Source organism: Neisseria flava (assembly GCF_982712965.1).
In genome coordinates this window covers 1-20860 of the sequence record NZ_CEXQBZ010000119.1, presented here as the reverse complement: position 1 = coordinate 20860, position 20860 = coordinate 1, and the positions used below count along the sequence as shown (strand labels likewise).

Here is a 20860-nt window from a genome sequence, read left to right as displayed (position 1 = left end):
CGGAAGAGAACATGGCAGCACCATTCTTACAACGACATCATCTCTACCTTACCCCTTTGTCGCCGCTACATTTGGGTACGGGTGAAGACTATCAGCCAACCGAATATGTCATTTCAGACGGCATCTTGTATGTTTTTGATCCCGCACAAGCCATATTGAGCGAAGCGCAATACGACGAACTGATGAACGTAGCGCAGCGGGGCAGTTTCATTGAAATACAAAAATACTTCAAAAAACATGCAGAAACCTTTAAAGATTACGCCTATAAAACCATAGGTGTCAGCCGCACTTTAGAGAAAGAATATAACGACAAACTTGGTGAAACAGTACAGCAGGAAGGTCGCGGCAAAAAAGTCCATAACCAGCTGACCATCGAATGCACGGCCGTTAATCCGCTTACCCATCAGCCCTATATTCCCGGCAGCGCGTTTAAAGGAAGCGTACGTACCGCCTTATTGAATGCGCTTTCCGGCCAACCCACGAAAGCAGAAGTGCCGAACAGCCGTAGTGCAACCAAATACGAAAATGAAAAGCTCGGCAGTTTTGCCGGCGACATCATGCGTCTTTTCAAAACAGCAGACTTCATGTCGTCTGAAACCGTATCCACACAGATACAATATGCCGTCAACCATAAAAAACAAGCCGTTGTACGAAACGGAAAAACTCAGGCTGGCAAAGGAGTTACCGGCCGCCGCGAAACCATCCAGCATGCACAATACCGACGTTTTCAGACGACCTGTGCCATACAGCATCTAGCGTTGGAACACCAACCTTATATCAAAGACCGGGAACGAAAACTACCCAATGCCGGTTTACAGCCCATAGACTTAAAACAGTTGGCCATCAACGTCAACACCTACCATTTGCCACGGTGGCACAAAGAAAACCAAATTTTGGAAGAACGCAGCCTCGTAAACCCCGAATGGTTGCAACAGACCCGCCAACTCATTGACGACCTAAAGCCCCAGCTTGAGCAAGGTGCAATCATGCTGATGCGTTTAGGTAAAAACGGCGGAGCCGAAAGCAAAACGATCAGTAGGTTTGCCCAAATAAAAATCATGCAGGGCAAAGGACAGAAGGCAAAATACGAAAAACAAACCAAAACCATATGGCTTGCTGCCCAATCCGACAAAGAAACCCACGGCCTGCTGCCTTTCGGTTGGGTACTGATTGAAATCGACCCGCAAAGCGACAACCCCGCATTAAAACAATGGTGCGCACATAACGGCAAACATCTGATCGATACCGCCGCCATTGCCGCCGAATTGACACAACGACGCAAACAGGCGGCAGAACGCAAGCATGTGCAAGAGCAAGAGCAGCAGCGCATCGAGCAGGAAAAACAAGCCGCCGAAGCCGAAAGGCAACGCCAAGCCGCAGAGCAGGCCGCCGCGCTCGCCTCCATGTCCCCCGAAGAGCGGCTGATTGCCCAATGGCAGCAAAAACTGACCGAATTCACATTCGACAGCCGTAATCAGGAAGCCAGCAACGAACTGTTCCAAGACTTCAGCCAGGCCCTGCAACAGGCAGCGCAAGACTTTGATACCGAAGCCCGAAAACGCATCGCTGAAGCCTTCTCATGGGGCAAAATCAGCAAGCAACAACCCGGTTTGTTCGCAGGAAAACGCGAGAAAAAAATCAAAGAACTATTGCGTCCATTGCGCGGAGAATAAATCCGGCGGGCGGCCGCTTCATCAGCCGCCCGCTCGAAAAACCTCCCGCCTTTGCCGCCTGCCTTAACAACCTTGATTGATACCCAATCAATACCTGATAAAAAGCACAACAACCGCTAGCTTCCCGTTTCATGATGAACCCAGCAAACCCACTCAATTTACCCGCCGAACTCCCCATCGCGCGCTACCGCTTCAGCTTCCGCCTAAACGAAAACCTATGCCTACCGCCCTACGCAGGCTCCACCCTGCGCGGCGTATTCGGACACGCCCTACGCAAAGCCGCCTGCATGACACGGCAAAAAGAATGCGGCGGCTGCTCCCTCCTGCAAACCTGCCCGTACAGCCGGATTTTTGCCACCCCGTCCAGCAGCCTCCTAAATAAAAGCCAACACAAAAACCCCCCGCAACCCTACATCATCGAAGCATTTTCAGACGGCATCCGATACCATCCCGCCGACAGCCTTTACCAATTCGATATCGTATTGATCGGCCCGGTCAGACAACAGCTTCCGCTCATTGCCTATGCCTTCGGTCAAGCCTTCAAGCGCGGCATAACAAAAAACAACACGACGGGCACATTGGAAGACATCGCCGTAGAGAACAGCGGCTGTTGGCAATCCGTTTACCGCAATAATCAAATCCAACCCCACACCGACGACATAACCCTGCCTGCATCCTATCCCGCCGATATAGAAATCACCTTCCAAACCCCCTTGCGCCTGCAGCAGCAAAACAGCGTATTAGGCATCAACCGCCTTACCGCCGAAATCCTGCTCAAACAACTGGTCAGGCGCACATCCACACTCGCCACCCTATACTGGCAGAGCTTAGAAGCCGACTACACAAGCCTGATGCAGGCCGCGGCACACATCAAAAGCAGCCATCAACTGCAATGGCTGGACTGGAGCCGCTACTCAAACCGCCAGCAACAGCAAATCAACTTAGGCGGAGTCATAGGCACTTGGCAATTTCAAGACTTACCGCTACCATTCAGTCAGTTGCTCCACATCGGACAATGGCTGCACATAGGCAAAGAAACCGTATTCGGCTACGGACGTTACAAGATAAAAGAGGTTAATCCATGTTTAACTTTGTAAACCTTAAAAGTATTGGAAACCACATTTTCAACTTATTGACTTTAAAAGGAGAAATGCAGACCTGCGATTAAAAACAAAGCCCCATCACTAGGGGATTAAGACCCACTCCGGCACATTGTCTGTCGGTGCTTCGGTATTAAAAACAAAGCCCCATCACTAGGGGATTAAGACCAATTCGGCAATTTTTAAACCGTTCCGCGATGCCATTAAAAACAAAGCCCCATCACTAGGGGATTAAGACCCCTTCTACACCCTTGCCATCGTACAAGTCGACATTAAAAACAAAGCCCCATCACTAGGGGATTAAGACGCCTCTCCACCTCCTTGTTGATGACCATTTCCTTATTAAAAACAAAGCCCCATCACTAGGGGATTAAGACCCTAAATTCTGTAATCGTTTAGTCGTACGCTTAGATTAAAAACAAAGCCCCATCACTAGGGGATTAAGACTTTTTAGGTGGAGCGATCTATACCTTTTACATAATTAAAAACAAAGCCCCATCACTAGGGGATTAAGACTCCAAGTTTTCGGCTCATTTACGGAAGCATACATCATTAAAAACAAAGCCCCATCACTAGGGGATTAAGACCGAGTGTCTCTTTAATCGCCTGGACGGTAATTAATTAAAAACAAAGCCCCATCACTAGGGGATTAAGACGTGTTTACTTCGCCGATTACCGCGCTGCCCGTGTTGATTAAAAACAAAGCCCCATCACTAGGGGATTAAGACTCAAAATCCTTTCTTTTGTGTTTGGTTTCGATGGATATTAAAAACAAAGCCCCATCACTAGGGGATTAAGACTCCAATTCATTTTTCACTTTCCTTTCGTTCGCCATTAAAAACAAAGCCCCATCACTAGGGGATTAAGACGAAGCAATTATCGATAATCTGCTGCCTAATGCATTAAAAACAAAGCCCCATCACTAGGGGATTAAGACGCTCAATCTAATGCCGTGTATGACGGCGAGATTGATTAAAAACAAAGCCCCATCACTAGGGGATTAAGACGAATCAGATCTAGCTTGTGTTGAAGTTCTTTTAATTAAAAACAAAGCCCCATCACTAGGGGATTAAGACGATACAGACGTATATAGCGTTCGCTTTGCTATTAAAAACAAAGTCCCATCACTAGGGGATTAAGACCGGTTTGTTTAGCCATTGTATGTCCTTTCATAAATTAAAAACAAAGCCCCATCACTAGGGGATTAAGACCAAATTCTTTCAGCAAACCCGCGGATCCTTTGCATTAAAAACAAAGCCCCATCACTAGGGGATTAAGACTGCACCGACTGCCAAATCCTTGTTCCGTTGTCATTAAAAACAAAGCCCCATCACTAGGGGATTAAGACATAGTATTTGTTCCTTTCTCACTGTTGGTTCTAATTAAAAACAAAGCCCCATCACTAGGGGATTAAGACCATATTGAGCCAATGCATGTTCATGACTCATAGAATTAAAAACAAAGCCCCATCACTAGGGGATTAAGACTCTTTCAGGATCGCTTTGGCCGCGTCAGTACCGATTAAAAACAAAGCCCCATCACTAGGGGATTAAGACTATGGCAATTCGTTCAATTGCAACACTTCATATATTAAAAACAAAGCCCCATCACTAGGGGATTAAGACCCAGCAGTTGTGCCCAATACTTCAGCATCAGACATTAAAAACAAAGCCCCATCACTAGGGGATTAAGACTGCTCAGTAGTTTCTTAACGTATGCTTGGATTATTAAAAACAAAGCCCCATCACTAGGGGATTAAGACATAGTGTCAGTTTTGATTTGATAAAGTTCTTTAATTAAAAACAAAGCCCCATCACTAGGGGATTAAGACACAGAGAGATTTTGTAATGGACTGCGGGATTTATTAAAAACAAAGCCCCATCACTAGGGGATTAAGACTTTACTTCTTCCAGTTTATTCATTTCATTCACTCATTAAAAACAAAGCCCCATCACTAGGGGATTAAGACCTACAAATTTTTGTTTTATTTTCTCTTTGTATATTAAAAACAAAGCCCCATCACTAGGGGATTAAGACTTCCCACCTCTTTTGAAATCAGGCGTTTCATTTATTAAAAACAAAGCCCCATCACTAGGGGATTAAGACTCATCAGCGGTCAAGATGCCTGCGTTTTTGTAGATTAAAAACAAAGCCCCATCACTAGGGGATTAAGACACCTTGCTTCTTACGAAGTGTAACGGCTGTATATTAAAAACAAAGCCCCATCACTAGGGGATTAAGACCTTTTGACAATACTTATTTCAAAAATATTTTAAATGATAAAAACAAAGCCCCATCACTAGGGGATTAAGACTGCGCCCGGCACTTCGTTTGCTGCGCCTTGTTCGGATAAAAACAAAGCCCCATCACTAGGGGATTAAGACTCTTTCAACAATTCGTACTTCTTGTCCATTTACGATAAAAACAAAGCCCCATCACTAGGGGATTAAGACTCATCAGAATCATTTTATTGAGCGGGACGATATGGATAAAAACAAAGCCCCATCACTAGGGGATTAAGACGTTCGCTTTTCGGGATGTATTTAGCCTCATACTCCGATAAAAACAAAGCCCCATCACTAGGGGATTAAGACTGGAAAGCACCTGCTTCAGAGTAATTGGCTTCTGATAAAAACAAAGCCCCATCACTAGGGGATTAAGACTAAATTAAAGCCTTTTAAAATGGCTTTATAGTTTGATAAAAACAAAGCCCCATCACTAGGGGATGAAAGTTTCAGACGGCCTTGTGTGATTGGAGGCCGTCTGAAAGTTTGAAGATGACAGTTTTGTCAGCCTGTCCGAAATTCGATGGATGGGCTTTATTTTGTGTCTTTGGTTATGTCGGATGCTGTCGGTATGGGTGTTATTTGTAAGTCCATGCCGCTCCAGACGATGCCTTCGGGCAGGGGGCGTTTGCCAAAATGGATTATGGGTGTGTGTTCGGATAAGACGTATATCCGTAAGTTGTCTTCTTTGGAGCGTATTTGTTGAATCAGGTCTTGATAACAGGCCTGGTAATCGGCTTCGTTGCCTTTGAGCAGGAAAACGCTGTTTTGCAGGGGGAGGGCGTGGTTGCACAGGATGCGGTAAATTTTTTGCAGGCGTTTGGGACAACAGATGTCGTATGCGATTAGCCATTTCATTGTATTTGTCCCCAGTGTGTTTCAGTGTAGTCAAAATCAGCCGGATCTTGTCTGCCGTGATGGCACAACTCTGCCAGTAGCCGACGTGATGCTTGGATAAGTTCAGGTTGTATATATTGTAGGAAGTGCTCGATTTCACTATAAAATCGGATTCGGGCCGCTTTGCCCATTAGGCAGGCTTCTTGTTTTTGGGTAAAGTCTTCGGGACGGAGTATTTTTTGATGAAAACATTCCGCTGCCCATTGGTCGTATTTGGGGCGCAGTGGTTCGAGCAGGTCTGATGCTAGGGATTCTCGGCTATGGGCGATGGTATGGAAGAATCCTACAAACGGATCTAAGCCGATCAGGTAAATACGGCGGACAATTTCGAAATGGAGTAGGGTGTAGCCGAGTGAGAGTACTGTATTGAAAGGATCTCGAGGAGGTCTCCTGTTTCTGCCTTTGAAGTTAAGTGAGGCGGGCAGGATGTGTTGCCAGGCGGTAAAGTAATGTGCGGAAGCAGCCCCTTCATAGCCGCGAAGGCTGTCTAAATCAGGGCAGTCGGCAATATTTGTCAGTATGTTTTGCAAGGTTTCCGCATGTGGATGCAGGTGGGGATTTTTTTCGGCGGCTTGTTGCACTATGGAAAACTGGTTGTTTACTTTGCCGTGTATCCAATATTTTGCTTGTGCGAGGCAAAATGTTTGATCTGTGGTTGCGCCGAATTGTGCCGCCCTGCGTTTGGCATCGACCTGCAAATTGGGCATCATCAATACGGGTTCTTTTTTTCGGCCGTTTAATACCAATAAGCCGATACCGTGTTGTCCTAATCTACCCAATACGGAAGCTGACAGCTGTAAATCTCCATGAATACATATTCTTTCAAGCAAGCGGATAGGGACTGTCCCCAGCTTTTCAGCAGTATTGCTGTCGTAAAAAATGAGTGCTTCGCTGTCAACTTTAAGTTGAAGGTTGCGTTTGTCTATAAATAAGGTAGTCATTTTTTTCCTGTCCTATATTGTTAAATGATAAGAAATGGTTGGTAAGATAAGCGTGTGGCAGTGCCGTACATTTTGCTGTAATCCGCTGCAGGCATTTTGAATGTCAGGATTTTGTCTGGGTTTCGAATGATTTTATTGATTGCTAAACAGACATTGTGATATTCGCTTGAGGTCAGCCAGCATTCGTAAAGTGATTTCTGATGGCCGATGGTATAGGCTTTCAGAATTTTTCGGATTTGATATTGCCGACGGTAGTTGCTTATGTCGTAAGCAAAGACGTAATGCGTTCGTTTACTCATGTGATATTTCCCCTTTGACTGTATTTTATCGTGCTTTTATGGAAAAACAAATTTGTACTTGATGTGGGGAGTCGGGCTTGTCGGGATAATACGTTTCATCGGAAGCACGGCAAGAAATGCTGTTAGACGGATAAAGTTGAGAGGTTGATAGATTATTGAACCGGCAGGGATATTTTAAGCCGGAAATAGTCGGACTTAATGCCGAAAATGGATTGGTGCTGTATTTGAAGGTAGATAAGAATACTTGTTTTATTGGTGGTGTTTAGAAAGGATAAAAGATATGTGGGATGTTCTTTGGAAGGCTGTTGCAGCGGTGGTTGTGGAGAAGGTGGCTGAAGTGATTAAGGAGGCGTTGGAGAGTTAGTTGTTTTTAGGGTGTCGATAATGGTTCGAATCTGTTATCGACATTGCATATTAGTTAGAGTACGAAATTCCTGTCGTTTGTGTTGTAAATTTATGGGCAAGGCTAATTTCCGCAGGGCAGAATATGATTTGTTTTTATGTAGATGATGATTCGTTATTTGGGGTATGAAATTGGATAAAAAGAAGATTTTGGTTGCCGTTACGGGAATGTCGCCACAAATTATCACGGAAACACTATTTGCGCTCTATCGGCAGAAAAGCTGGATTCCTAATGAAGTTTGGGTGTTGACGACTTCAATCGGCAAAAGGCAGATTTTTGATAATCTTTTGGGAAAACATGGTTTTTTCCATCGTTTGTGCGAGGAATATGCTCTGCCTGACATTCGTTTTGATGAAGATACTGTTCAGGTCATTACCGATAAATCGAATGTTCCTTTGGCAGATATCCGTACTCCTGAAGAGAATGATTGGGCCGCCGATCAAATCGTCCGGTTTATTTATCATTTATGCAGCCATGAAGAAACGGAATTGCATGTATCGATTGCAGGCGGTAGGAAATCAATGGGGTTTTATATCGGCTATGCGTTGTCTTTGTTTGGCAGAAGCCAAGACCGTTTATCGCATGTTTTGGTGGAGGAAGCTTTCGAACAACATCCTGAGTTTTATTATCCGAATAAAGATGACCGGTTTCTAAATACGAAATTGGGAATGAGGAATGCTGCTGAAGCTAAAGTGATGTTGGCAGATATTCCGTTTGTACGGATGCGTGAAAATTTATCTGCGCCGCTGTTGAAAGATGATTGGAATTACTTAGAAGCGGTTGAGCTGACGCAACGCGATCTTTTGCAGTTTGATTTGGAAATTAATGTTGCGGAGCGCACTATTTGTTGCGGAGGTGCTGAATTTCAGCTGGCTCATCAAGATTTTGCCATTTATGCGGCTTTCGCTCATTTTAAAAAACATCAGCCAAAGCGTTGTTTGCATTTAACGGGTCGGGCTAAACAAGATGATATGGATTTTGCGGAAGAGGTATTAAATTTTTTAGTGAAGGTAAAGCCGAAATTGCGTTCGGAATCTGCTGAAGCTAAAGCGGAAGTTGAACGGCAGTTAAAAAAATTCCAATCTGATAAAAGAATTGTCCAAGAAGTCAGTTCGCGTTTGAAAAAGAGGTTTGAAGACAAACTGCAAGGACGCGCAGCGTTGTTTTTTATTGAAAGTATAGGCGAATATAATCATAAGTCTTACCGGTTGGCGACGGATGAGAATCTGATTCGTTTTGTTTGAGTTAAGTTAAATATAAAATATGATTTATTTTGTATCACGCCATCAAGGCGCAGTTGAGTGGATTCAGCATCAAACCGAGTGGAGGGTTGATTGCTTCCTGCCGCATTTGGATACGGCAAAGGTAGAGGCCGGTGATGTGGTATTGGGAACGTTGCCTTTGCACTTGGCGGCAGAGGTATGTGTAAAGGGTGCGGCTTTTTATTTTCTGCAACTGCCGCAGAAATTACAGTTGCGGGGTTCGGAATATTCTGCCGATGAAATGAACAGAATGGGCGCATGTCTGCGTCGTTTTGATGTTCGGGCGTGGGATTGATTGTATATATGAAAAAATGAAAGGAATAATAAGGATGAAAAAGTTTGATGTACATGTATGCTTGGTATCGGATCAAGCGTTACCGAATTTTATTCCGGTTTTGGCGGAAGATTTTCGCCCTCAAGAGGTTATTTTATTGGCTACGGAACCAATGAAAAAAAAGGCGGAAACGTTGGCCGAAGTGATGAAAAACCGTTGCTGTGTTAAGGTTCAAATATTTGATTTACATGATGAATATGATATCCAGAGTGTACGTGAAGAGATTTTCAACCTGCTCTTAAACATTGATAAACAAAAAGTAGCTTTGAATGTTACAGGCGGCACCAAATTAATGGCAATCGGGGCTTATGGCATGTTTCGTGATGAAGGTTATCCCGTATTTTATTTTACAGCTAAGGATAATCGGATTTTACTTTTAGAAAATAATGAGCAGTTTGTATTACAGCCTTCAAAAATAAAAATTGAGGATTATTTGCAGTTATACGGCTATCCTGTTCGAAAAGGTTATAAGATTAACCGTCAGGCTCAACGGAATCTGCCTGAGTTATGGGAAAAATTGGTAAAAGGAATCAATAATTTTGCAAAAGGTTTGACTGCATTGAATTATGTTATTTCCCATTCAAACGATTTAACAACAGACATGCCAAAAGTAGAAAATCAGCATCAACAAAATTTCAATTACTTATTACATCTTTTGGAAGATAATGAATTGCTATCCCAACAAAACGGCAAATTACATTTTCCAGATTTAGAGACTAAGAAGTATGTTGCTGGAGGTTGGTTTGAAGATTATGTATTTGATGTCATCCGCAAAATTCCAGGGGTTCAAGATGTTGCTTTAAATGTACAGATTGAAAATTCAGATGAAAATACTAATCAACATAATGAATTAGATGTAGTAGTGTTAGCCAATAATGTTTTGCATGTACTGGAATGTAAAACTGCTAATTTTTCAAGCAATAAAAAAGAAGCTGATAACGCCCTTTATAAACTGGAAACGCTAAAAAAATTAGGGGGACTGAAAACGCGGGCTGCTCTAATTTCTTACCGTGAAACTGGTGAACCTGGTGATATCAATCCAATACGAGACAGGGCTAAAGGCGCTCAAATTGAATTGATAGAACGCAAAGATTTACCAGGATTGCAGAAGCTATTGACCAATTGGATGAAGAATGGAAATGGAATAGAAAAACCTGGTTTTTAAGCGGTTCAAAAGACTTTTTGAGCATGGAAGCCCGATGATTGCATACATCGGGCTGATTTTTTTTACAACGTTTTTCTGTTTCAACTAAAAGAATAGTTTAATAAATTACTCAATCGGAGTTGTTCTTGGGACTGTCCTCGTTATCTAGGGCAGTCCCTTTATTTAATTTCTTATGTTTTGTTGAAAATATCAACCACAATATCGGCAATCCAATATATCTTTGCGGATGTCGTTCAGCAGGAAAGCTGCGGTGTCTTCGTGTTCCGTCTGTACGAAAACGAAGAGTCGGGCGATGATTTTGCCGATAAAGACTTTTTGCAAGGCGCAGGCGTCGGTCAGTGTGTGTTCCTGCAGGAAGCTGCGGATGTCTTCGGGCAAAGTGTAGTCGCGGGCAACGGCGGCAAAGCGGGCATCGGTTTGCAGGCGGTCGAGCAGGGTTTGGTTTTTGTCCAACTTAATGCCCGCTTCTTTTTCTTCGGCGGTGGCACGGACGAACTGGTCGTAAATCTCGGCATAAAGCATATCGTTCGGACCTTCAAAAATCGTGAAGGGGCGGATGTCGATAGCGATATTGCTGGCGGTGTGTCCGCGTTCAAAACCCTTCGCACCTAAGAGTTTTTGCAACATTTGCGCTGCGGCGTAAGTGTATTCCGTGGCTAGGGTTTTGATGATGTTTGCCTCCATCAGTTGATGGGCGACGGGTGCAACGGGCAAAACGGAATGGCAGACATAGCGGTAAAGGATTTCGGAAACCTGATGACGGCGCTGGATTTCGCGGCGTTCGTAATCGACGAATTTGATGTCGTTGCGGACGTATTGGTTCAAGTTTTCAAGGATGTATTCCATGATGCCGTGCGTCATGCCGATCAGTTGCAGGCGGCTGCGGATGAAGATGTTTTGGAACGCGCGCAAACCGGCGGCGTCGTTCTGAGAGAGTTTCATGACGGCGGCGGCAGGCATTTCGGCATCAATGCGGTTGACGGCATAACGGACGGCGCGCAAGCCTTCGGATGTGAGGGCTTCGTAGCGGATGTATTCCTTGGGAACGAGCAGCAGGTTGATGACTTTGGAGAGTTTGCCGTTTTTACGTTCTTTGGCGGCGACGAGGAGGAAATCGCTTTGCGAGTTGCCCTGCCAGTATTTCGCGGCATTGACGTAAATGGTTTGATCGTCGATATATTCGTAGTAGGACTGCATTTCGCGGGCAATCGCCGCGCCGGAGGTTTCGGGTTCGGTAATGCCCAAACCGCCGCCTTCGCCTTTGAAAATCATGTCCAAACCTTGTGCGACTTGCGCTTCGTCGCCAAACTCTTGCAGGGGCTGCAACACCAGTGCGCCTTCGATGCCTGTACGCAGGGTAACGGGCACGCCGTAATGCCCCGCAATCCGCAGGACTTCTTGGATTTCAAACTGGCTGCCCTTGCGGCCGCCGTGTTTTTTGTCGAGGAAGGGCAACAGCAAACCCGCCTGCTTCAAGGCAAGCCATTTGTCTTCGGGCAGGTATTGCATGAGGTTGAGGTCGTCTGAAAAAATGCGGCGGAATGCGGATTCGATGTGCTTTAAAAAAGCAGCCGTGTCCATAGTTGACGGCTGCGCGCTTGATTCGGTGTGTGTCATCATGATTCTCAGTTAATCGGGCAGTTATTAGAGTTTAGAGCTAAATTTCTAAGATTTATACCACAAACCCGTTTAAGCGACAATGATTATCAAGTATGACCGGATTTTCAGCGTGCCAACTCATGATTACGCCGCCCCGATAAACCGATACGGTGCTACCATAACGCAAAACACCGTCGGAACACTGCCATGTATTCACAACACAACGAACGCCATTTCAGCAACCGCAACAACTGGCTGCGCGCGAGCGTATTGGGCGCGAACGACGGCCTGATTTCCACCGCCTCGCTGCTGACGGGTGTCGCAGCTGCCGCCCCCGATTTTCAAACCCTGCTGCTGACAGGCGTTTCCGCCCTTATCGGCGGCGCGGTTTCGATGGCGGCGGGGGAATACGTTTCCGTATCCAGCCAGTCGGACACAGAAAAAGCCGACTTGCGCAAAGAACGCTGCGAATTGGAAGCCAACCCCGCTGCCGAACTGGCAGAACTGACCGAAATCTACCGCCGCCGCGGTTTGTCCGACGCGCTTGCCGCCGAAGTCGCACAAGCATTGATGGAACAAGACGCGCTCTCCGCACATGCCCGCGACGAAATCGGCATCACCGAAACCTCCGCCGCCAAGCCCATGCAGGCCGCGCTTGCCTCCGCCGGTTCGTTCTGTGCAGGCGCCATACTGCCGCTGCTGGTCGCGCTGACTGCCCCCACCGCCCTTATTCCTACGCTGGCGGCAACCACTTTATGCGGACTCGCCGCGCTGGGTTACACCTCCGCCAAACTCGGCGGCGCCCCCGTCGCCCCCGCCGTCCTGCGCGTTTGCCTGTGGGGCGTGGCGGCGTTGGCCGTTACCGGCCTTATCGGCAAACTCGCGGGCGTAGCGGTTTGAACGGAGGTCGTCTGAAAACTCAGCCTTAATGAAGAGGAAAGTATTTTCAGACGACCTTTTGTTATATCCGTTTGTCTTTACACAACATCCCTTACCAGTCAAAACCGATGTAATCGGGCATATCAAACTTTATCCGCTATCCCAAAAAAATTTCAGACGACCCCTTCATATCAAAAGGTCGTCTGAAACAGGCAAAGCGGTTGGTTTGAACCTGCCTTTCTGCTCTTTCTGCGTTCAAAAAAACAAGTTTAGTTCAAGCTTACACTTCGCTTTCTACTTGATCGGCTGAGTCCGTTGCGCTCGGCTCGGCGGCTTTGTAGAGGTAAACCGTTGCCAGAGGCGGTACTTTGACGGCGAGCGAGTTGGGTTTGCCGTGCGACCAGATTTCTTCGGTTTGCAGGGTTTGTCCGGCGGATACGCCGCTGCCGTTGTAGCCGGGGTCGTCTGAATTGAGGATTTCGCGGTATTCGCCGGCTTCGTTCACGCCGAAGCGGTAGCTGTCGTGGACGACGGGCGTGAAGTTGCTGATGACGATGACGCGGTTACCTTCGCGGTCGCGGCGTTCGAACACGAAGACGGAATTGTTGCCGTCGTCGGCGACCAGCCATTCGAAGCCTTCCGGCCATTGGTCGAGTTGGTAAAGCGGCACGGTGTCTTTATAGACGTGGTTCAAATCGCGCACGAAGTTTTGTACGCCTTTGTGCCAGCCACCTTCTTGGTCGAGCAGGAACCAATCCAATCCTTCGTTGTAGTTCCACTCTCTGCCTTGTGCGAACTCGTTGCCCATAAACAAAAGTTTTTTGCCGGGGAAGCCGTACATGAAGCCGTAGTAGGCACGCAGGTTGGCGAATTGCTGCCAGCAGTCGCCGGGCATTCGTCCGAGCAGCGAGCGTTTGCCGTGGACGACTTCGTCGTGCGAAAGCGGCAGGACGAAGTTTTCGCTGTATTGGTACATCATGCCGAAGGTCATTTTGTTGTGGTGGTATTTGCGGTTGATGGGGTCTTCCATCATGTAGCGCAAGGTGTCGTTCATCCAACCCATGTTCCATTTGTAACTGAAGTTCAAGCCTTCTTGACGGGTTACGTTGGAGAACGAGGTGGATTCTTCGGCGATTTCGGCGGCAGACGGGACGATTTCTTTTAGCATAGTATTGGTATCACGCAGGAAGGCGATGGCTTCGAGGTTTTCATGGCCGCCGTATTGGTTGGGTATCCATTCGCCGTCTTTGCGCGAGTAGTTGCGGTAAATCATGGAGGCGACGGCGTCCACGCGGATACCGTCGAAACCGAAACGCTCTATCCAATACAGGGCATTGCCTTGTAGGAAGTTTTTGACTTCGTTCCTGCCGAAGTTGTAAATCAGGGTGTTCCAGTCTTGGTGGTAGCCTTCGCGCGGGTCGGCGTGTTCGTACAGTGCGGTACCGTCAAACTTGGCAAGCCCGTGGTCGTCGGTCGGGAAGTGTCCGACCACCCAGTCGAGAATGACGCCGATGCCTTCGTCGTGGGCGGCTTTAATCAGGGCGCGCAATTCGTCGGGAGAACCGAAACGGCTGGTCGGCGCATACAATCCGGTCGCCTGATAGCCCCACGAGCCGTCAAACGGATATTCGGAAACAGGCAGGAATTCGATATGGGTGAAGCCCATGTCTTTGACGTATGCGACCAATTCTTTGGCGAGCTGTTCGTAAGTCAGCCAAAAGTTGTTTTCGGGATTGCGTTTCCACGAACCCAAATGCACTTCGTAAATGCTGATGGGCGCGTCAATGGCGTTGGCGCGGGCGCGGAAGTCGGGTGTTTCGACTTTTTCCGGCAAACCGCGTACAACAGATGCGGTATTCGGACGCAACTCTGCACCGAAGGCATACGGGTCGGTTTTCTGCCGCACATCGCCGTTGGCATCGCGGATTTCAAATTTGTAGAGGGCGTTGAGTTTGACGGCGGGGATGAAGATGTCCCAAAGGCCGTTGTCGCGGTGGAAACGCATGACGTGGCGGCGGCCGTCCCAATTATTGAATTCGCCGATGACGGACACGCGCTGCGCGTTCGGCGCCCATACGGCAAAGCTCACGCCTTTCACACCGTCCACTTCGGCAAAATGCGCGCCCAAAGTTTCATAAGGACGCAGATGTTTGCCTTCCGCCAGCAGCCAAGAATCCATGTCTTTCAAGGCGGAACCGAAGCGGTATGGGTCTTCTTCGCGCACAGGCTCGGCATCTTCGGCATAACGGACGTTCAGCGCATAATCGGGCGCGCTATCGGGCAGCACGGCAACGAAGAATCCGCGTTCATCGACTTTTTCAGACGACGTAATCACCTCGCCACTCTCACGATTGACAATATCCACGCCCGAAGCGTTCGGAATCAGGGTTCGCACGACCTCGTCGCCTTCAGCAAGGCGGTGTCGTCCCAAATAGGCAAACAAATCGCTGTGGGTGGCGAGAAACAGGCTTTCGACCGTGTCGCGTTCGACTTGGTCAAGCTCGTGATAAGGCTTCATCCGGCTGTTTTTCTTCATGCGTACCTCTCCAATCATGGCAAGTTGGCCGCCCATCAGGCGGTTGTGGGGAAAGTCTTCAAGCGCGACGGGCATTTTGCGCGCCCAGTTGGGATAACCCTCGGAAACGCCCGGCACATTCAAGTTGTCGCTCATGCCCAGCAGGTTTTCCAGTTGCACCGCATACAGTTTGCTGCGGCTCATGGCGGCATATTTGTGCAAGGCGGTAAGCAGCGTTTCGTCGGTTTCAGACGACATCTCGGCATCGGAAGGCAGGCAGCCTGTATGTCTCAACTTATCGAACAAATCCGCCTTGTCGTGTTCACGCGCTTCCAAGGTCGTCTGAAAAGTTTCCGCATCGGGAATCGTACCCAAGCGGAACATCAAATCCAAATCCTTGCCCGTCCAATAGCCCGCCAAGGGTGCGACATCGTGCGTACTGACCACCGTAATCGCCTGTTCGGGATATTCTTCGGGCAATTCAAAGCCGTGCCAGCCTTTGCTGAAATACACGACCTTATAAGAAAACACCTGATAACGGTTCAGCAAATAACGCGCTTGGTCGGGTACTGTCCCCAAATCCTCGCCGATAACGACGCATTGATTCCGCCTACTTTCCAAAGCGAGGATGGCAAACATCACATCCGCATCGTAATGTACATACGCGCCGAAATCCGCCGTCTCGCCCGCAACCCACCACAGACGGCACAAAGCCATCACATGATCGATGCGCAAGATGCCGTAAAGCCGCATATTTTCACGCAAAAGTCGGATGAACTTCTCATAACCCGTGTGCTTCAACACGGTCGGATTGAGCGGCGGCAAATTCCAATTTTGCCCCGTCGGGCTGAACGGATCGGGCGGCGCTCCGACCGCCATATCCATGCAGTAATCGGCGCGGTGAAGCCAAGTGTCCGCGCTGCCGCGAGCCACGCCGACCGCCAAATCGCCGTAAATTCCGAGCTTCACGCCGCGCGCCGCAGCCGCTTCATTCACTTCGCGCAACTGTTCCGCACAAAGCCATTGCAGCCACATATAAAAACGGATTTCGCGGCGGTGTCCCTGTGCAAATCTTTGAACCGCCTCGCCATGAGGATCATGAAATTCCGACGGCCAAGACAGCCAACCCACTTCGCCGGAGCGGTTGTAATACTGATCCAACGCCTCAAACAGGCCGAAGCCTTCCAAAGCCTCGCCGCGTTCTTCAACAAAGGCGTCAAATGCCGCCCGCTCTTGTTTGGTGGCTTCGCATTCATCGTTTTCAAACGCATCAAACGCCTTCTGCAAAGCATCGCGCTTAAACGCCCAAACCGCCGTATAAGCGACGGTTTCCGTAATCCGCAACGCCGCGATGCGCTGGCAGATATTCGGCTGCTTGAGCCAGTTTTTCAGCTTTTCGTTGTAAGAGAATGCGCCAACCTTCTCCACATCCAAATAAATCGGATTGAGCCATTCGCGCGAAGACGGGCTGTACGGGCTGGCAAAAGCAGGCTTGGCGCTAAAAAGCGCGTGCAACGGATTGATGCCGACGAAATCCAGTTGCTTATCCGCCGCGAACGCCATCAAATCCAGCAAATCGGTAAAATCCCCGATGCCCCAGTTCCGTTGCGAACGCAGGCTGTACAAATGCGTCGTCAGCCCGCTCATCCGCAAACCGTGTTCCAGCATTTTGGGTTGATAAACCGACTGCGGCGCAACCACCAGCCGTACCTTGCGGACAATGCCTTCTACTTCCGCAGATAAAGTGTAATAGCCGAAAGCCAAAGCCGGCAGCGCAACCCAAAGCACGCCGTCCTCGCCATGGTTCAACGCCAAAATCTGCCGTCCGCCCGCTTCATCTTCCAAGCAAACTTCAGCCGCGCCACGAAACTCGGAAGGCATTTGCAAAGATTCCTGACCGTTTTCATGCGCCACTAAAGTATCCGCATAAAGGTCGTCTGAAAAACCGTCCTGCTGCAAAGCCGCAACAATCGCTTCCAAAACCTCGGGCTTGGCCACATGATAAATTCCACCGATGTCGTGAAAACCCAAATCAATACCCAAGCCCAGAGCCTGCTCTTCTAAATGTTCGCTCATGACACAATTCGCCTGTTTACAATAAACCGAATCTTAATATAAATAAGATTGAATGTTTCCCATAATTCAGAGAAAACAACCGTTCAGACCAAGATTTCCCTGCTTAGTTTGACTTATCCCAAAATTTTTAGGCGATAGGGACGCAGCTTGATTTTGATGATTGTCGGAATGTTTTAGCTATATTTGGATATGGGTTTGCAGGATATGAAAAGGTCGTCTGAAAACAGAAACCCAATCCTGCTTTCAGACGACCTTTTAGATTGTCAATCAACTTAATTAGTGATGATGACCGTGCGGGCCGTGAACGTGGCCATGCGTGATTTCTTCTTCAGTCGCATCGCGTACGTCGTCAACTGTCGCTTTAAACAAAATTTTCATGCCGGCAAGCGGATGGTTGCCGTCTACTACGGCCTTGCCGTCTGCCACATCTGTTACGCGATAAACCAAGACATCGCCGGTTTCAGGATCATCGGCTTCAAACATCATGCCGACTTCCACTTCAACCGGAAACACGCTGACATCTTCAATGCGCACCAAGCTGGGATCCTGCTCGCCGAACGCATCATCGGGAGACAGCGCAACTTCAACTGTATCGCCGACGTTTTTTTCGTGCAAAGCTTCTTCCACCAAAGGGAAAATGCCGTCATATCCGCCGTGCAGATAGGCGATAGGTTCTTCGGTTTTGTCCAGCAGTTGGTTGTCCGCATCGTACATTTCATAGTGAAGCGAAACCACGGAATTTTTTTTAATAGTCATTTTTTATCCTTTATCATGACCGTTTATCAAAATAGGCTTTATTGACAACCCTCTGCCAACAAATCTCAAATATTCTAACACACCGCCGTCATGCACGGAGATTTATCTCAAAGATTCATAAATTAACAATTATCAATAAAAACAAACAATATTTAACTAAAATCATGCAAAAGCGTAAATTTTGATAATTTTTATACTGGTGTAACTTTTTTACAACTTTTATTTCTGTGTATAATGATTTTGTTTAGATTATTCAAACAAATCAGAAATAGAAGCCGATTGCGTATTGTTTAAATGTAAATACATGAAATCAATAAATTTTACGATATGGGCTATTTCGAATAGAGCCTGAATAACAACCTATGTTGATTAGGTTTATCCCCATCTTTCGTCCATTCCGGATTGATTAGAAGTTACTAAAAAATTACTAATTCGTCTGTATCGTTGCACCGAGCCATGCTGTGGGGCATAATGCAGGAAATTCAGCAATGAATTTTTACTCTAATGGAACGGCTTAATGCCGTTTCAGTTGTTCCGTTTTTATTTAAATCGATTTAAAGAAGGTTCTCAAAATGAAAAAATCTCTGATTGCTGCTGCTCTGTTCTCTTTGGCTTTGGCTGCTTGTGGCGACAAAGCTGCTGACACTGCCGCTTCTGCCGCTTCTGAAGCTGCATCTGCTGCTACCGAAGCTGCATCTGCTGCTACTGAAGCAGCATCTGCTGCTACTGAAGCAGCATCTGCTGCTACTGAAGCTGCTGCTCCTGCTACCGAAGCTGCCTCTGCTGCTACTGAAGCCGCTTCTGCCGCTACCGAAGCTGCCTCTGCTGCTACTGAAGCCGCTTCTGCTGCAAAATAATATTTTTACAGTTAAAAAAGCAGGATACAGATTGTATCCTGCTTTTTTATTTTTCAGACGACCTTTACCGTTTTTCGTTCCCCTTATCCGCTATATAATCCTCCGTACACACATAAACCATCCTTGCTTCCCGTTATGCCCAATCTGTACGACCGTTTTCTTGAATTCCTTTCCCCCGCTGAAATCCTCGAAGCCACTCCGGCCCTGTTAAACGACCAGCGCCGCCGCTTTGTTTCCGAACCGGACATCATCTTGCAACCGCATTCCATAGAAAATGTACAAAAAATCATGCGGTTTTGTTTTGAGCACCGTATCCCCGTTACCCCGCAGGGCGGCAATACCGGTTTGTGCGGCGCGGCGGTAGCTTCCGGCGGCGTACTGCTCAACCTTTCCAAAATCAATCGCATCCGCGAAATCAACCTTGCCGACAACAGCATCACCGTTGAGGCGGGCGTAATCCTGCAAAACGTCCAAAAAGCGGCAGCCGAAGCAGGCAGACTGTTCCCCCTCAGTCTTGCCAGCGAAGGCTCGTGCGAAATCGGCGGCAATATCGCCTGCAACGCCGGCGGATTAAACGTTTTACGCTACGGCAGTATGCGCGACTTGGTATTGGGTTTGGAAGTCATCCTGCCAAATGGCGAACTTGTTTCCCATCTCCAACCGCTGCACAAAAATACTACCGGTTACGATCTGCGCCACCTCTTTATCGGCAGCGAAGGCACGCTCGGCATTATCACCGCCGCCACGCTCAAACTCTTCGCCCGTCCGCAAACCATAGCGACCGCGTGGGTAGGTTTGGATGACATCGAATCTGCCGTACAGCTTTTAACGGCCGTACAAGGGCATTTTGCCGAACGCCTGACCAGTTTCGAGCTGATCAGCCGCTACGCTTTGGCATTGTCTTCCGATTTCAGTCATCTCAAACAGCCGACTGATGCAAACTGGCACGTCCTGCTCGAACTGGCCGATTCCGTTCCCGATGCCGCGCTCGACGAAAAACTTGCCGAGTTTCTCTATCAAAACGGCCAAGAAAACAGCATCATCGCGCAATCCGAACAAGAGCGCCTCGATCTGTGGACGCTGCGTGAAAACATTTCCGCCTCCCAACGCAAGCTCGGCACCAGCATCAAACACGACATCGCTGTCCCAATCGCCCAAGTCGCCACCTTTGTCCGTCAATGCGCCCCCGCCTTGGAAGCCCGTTTCCCCGGCATACAAATTGTCTGCTTCGGACATTTGGGCGACGGCAGCCTGCATTACAACACCTTCCTGCCCGACGTATTGAGCAACGATGCTTACCGCTACGAAGATGCCGTGAACACTATCGTCTATGAACACATCCTCGCCTGCCACGGTACCATCGCGGCGGAACACGGTATCGGCACCATCAAAAAACACTGGCTCCCCAGCGTCCGCACCCCGTCCGAAATCGCTCTGATGCGCGCCATCAAAGCCCAGCTTGATCCGCACAACATCATGAATCCGGGCAAACTCCTGCCGTAAGCAATATTTCAGTATTTGCCAAAATCGAAAAGGTCGTCTGAAATCTGAACTGGCCCCCAAATCTTGGACACTCATAAAAGCCTTTTCAGGCGCTCTGTACAAGCTGGGTTCTGTATGCGACAGGACTCAGCTTTTTCAATGTCAAACTGCAACGCTCCCGGTTGTAGTAATCCATATAATCATCTATCTGTTTCATCAATTCGTCCACCGTCAATTCTCCTGCGTTATAGAAACACTCTGTCTTCAACACCGCAAAGAAGCTTTCCATCGGCGCATTGTCCCAACAGTTCGCCTTACGCGACATGCTTTGAACCAT

Annotated in this window: 15 protein-coding genes and 1 CRISPR repeat array; of the genes, 8 read left to right on the top strand and 7 right to left on the bottom strand. The window is 47.8% G+C overall.

The features are described from left to right. Positions 1–11: 11 nt before the first annotated feature. Both AC5M9B_RS08390 and cas6 read left to right on the top strand, forming a co-directional pair. Entirely contained in the window at positions 12–1673 is a 1662-nt protein-coding gene (locus AC5M9B_RS08390) for a type III-A CRISPR-associated RAMP protein Csm5 (protein ID WP_487648505.1), read from the top strand. Positions 1674–1804: 131 nt separating this feature from the next. Further along, positions 1805–2770: a CRISPR system precrRNA processing endoribonuclease RAMP protein Cas6 gene (gene cas6, locus AC5M9B_RS08385; RefSeq protein WP_154885506.1), complete on the top strand. Its 966-nt coding sequence runs from the start codon at positions 1805–1807 to the stop codon at positions 2768–2770. Between the two features lie 66 nt (positions 2771–2836). After that, positions 2837–5506: a CRISPR direct-repeat array (repeat unit 36 nt; unit sequence ATTAAAAACAAAGCCCCATCACTAGGGGATTAAGAC). An 86-nt stretch (positions 5507–5592) separates the two neighbouring features. Here the strand turns inward: cas6 and cas2 (AC5M9B_RS08380) are convergent. From cas2 (AC5M9B_RS08380) to cas2 (AC5M9B_RS08370), 3 genes are read right to left on the bottom strand one after another with little or no spacing between them, the layout of a single operon-like run. After that, a complete protein-coding gene (gene cas2, locus AC5M9B_RS08380) occupies positions 5593–5916 on the bottom strand; it encodes a CRISPR-associated endonuclease Cas2 (protein WP_070441326.1) in 324 nt (107 codons plus the stop codon). Beyond that, positions 5913–6896: a CRISPR-associated endonuclease Cas1 gene (gene cas1 / locus AC5M9B_RS08375; RefSeq protein ID WP_154885508.1), complete on the bottom strand. Its 984-nt coding sequence runs from the start codon at positions 6894–6896 to the stop codon at positions 5913–5915. The genes cas2 (AC5M9B_RS08380) and cas1 overlap by 4 nt, the downstream gene beginning before the upstream one ends. A gap of 20 nt (positions 6897–6916) precedes the next feature. Beyond that, positions 6917–7195, bottom strand: a complete 279-nt coding sequence (gene cas2, locus AC5M9B_RS08370; RefSeq protein WP_154885510.1) for a CRISPR-associated endonuclease Cas2 — start codon at positions 7193–7195, stop codon at positions 6917–6919. 528 nt (positions 7196–7723) lie between these two features. Between cas2 (AC5M9B_RS08370) and csm6 the strand changes: the two genes are divergently transcribed. From csm6 to AC5M9B_RS08355, 3 genes are read left to right on the top strand one after another with little or no spacing between them, the layout of a single operon-like run. Further along, positions 7724–8842 carry a CRISPR-associated ring nuclease Csm6 gene (gene csm6, locus AC5M9B_RS08365; RefSeq protein WP_019269777.1) on the top strand — a complete coding sequence of 373 codons (1119 nt, stop codon included), beginning with the start codon at positions 7724–7726 and terminating at the stop codon, positions 8840–8842. 19 nt (positions 8843–8861) lie between these two features. Next, positions 8862–9155, top strand: coding sequence for a CRISPR-associated protein Csx16 (csx16, locus tag AC5M9B_RS08360; RefSeq protein ID WP_019269778.1), 294 nt, complete (start codon positions 8862–8864; stop codon positions 9153–9155). A gap of 34 nt (positions 9156–9189) precedes the next feature. Continuing rightward, positions 9190–10359 carry a Card1-like endonuclease domain-containing protein gene (locus tag AC5M9B_RS08355; protein ID WP_487648504.1) on the top strand — a complete coding sequence of 390 codons (1170 nt, stop codon included), beginning with the start codon at positions 9190–9192 and terminating at the stop codon, positions 10357–10359. 189 nt (positions 10360–10548) lie between these two features. On the opposite strand, the gene AC5M9B_RS08350 is transcribed toward AC5M9B_RS08355, so the two are convergent. Continuing rightward, a complete protein-coding gene (locus tag AC5M9B_RS08350; protein ID WP_141752045.1) occupies positions 10549–11976 on the bottom strand; it encodes an acyl-CoA dehydrogenase family protein in 1428 nt (475 codons plus the stop codon). 189 nt (positions 11977–12165) lie between these two features. Between AC5M9B_RS08350 and AC5M9B_RS08345 the strand changes: the two genes are divergently transcribed. Continuing rightward, positions 12166–12858, top strand: coding sequence for a VIT1/CCC1 transporter family protein (locus AC5M9B_RS08345; RefSeq protein WP_070655820.1), 693 nt, complete (start codon positions 12166–12168; stop codon positions 12856–12858). Between the two features lie 259 nt (positions 12859–13117). Here the strand turns inward: AC5M9B_RS08345 and glgB are convergent, their stop codons facing one another. Further along, on the bottom strand, positions 13118–17428 hold the full coding sequence (gene glgB / locus AC5M9B_RS08340) for a 1,4-alpha-glucan branching protein GlgB (protein ID WP_487648503.1): 4311 nt from the start codon (positions 17426–17428) through the stop codon (positions 13118–13120). Between the two features lie 276 nt (positions 17429–17704). Beyond that, positions 17705–18184: an FKBP-type peptidyl-prolyl cis-trans isomerase gene (locus tag AC5M9B_RS08335; protein ID WP_070655816.1), complete on the bottom strand. Its 480-nt coding sequence runs from the start codon at positions 18182–18184 to the stop codon at positions 17705–17707. Between the two features lie 572 nt (positions 18185–18756). On the opposite strand from AC5M9B_RS08335, the gene AC5M9B_RS08330 reads away from it, so the two are divergent. Together AC5M9B_RS08330 and AC5M9B_RS08325 are read left to right on the top strand one after the other, a co-directional pair. Next, positions 18757–19041, top strand: coding sequence for a hypothetical protein (locus tag AC5M9B_RS08330; RefSeq protein WP_487648502.1), 285 nt, complete (start codon positions 18757–18759; stop codon positions 19039–19041). 135 nt (positions 19042–19176) lie between these two features. Next, on the top strand, positions 19177–20544 hold the full coding sequence (locus AC5M9B_RS08325; RefSeq protein WP_070655812.1) for an FAD-binding oxidoreductase: 1368 nt from the start codon (positions 19177–19179) through the stop codon (positions 20542–20544). Positions 20545–20629: 85 nt separating this feature from the next. Here the strand turns inward: AC5M9B_RS08325 and AC5M9B_RS08320 are convergent. Further along, positions 20630–20860 (bottom strand): IS3 family transposase (locus tag AC5M9B_RS08320; protein ID WP_487648501.1); only part of this gene is annotated, 231 nt, incomplete at its 5' end.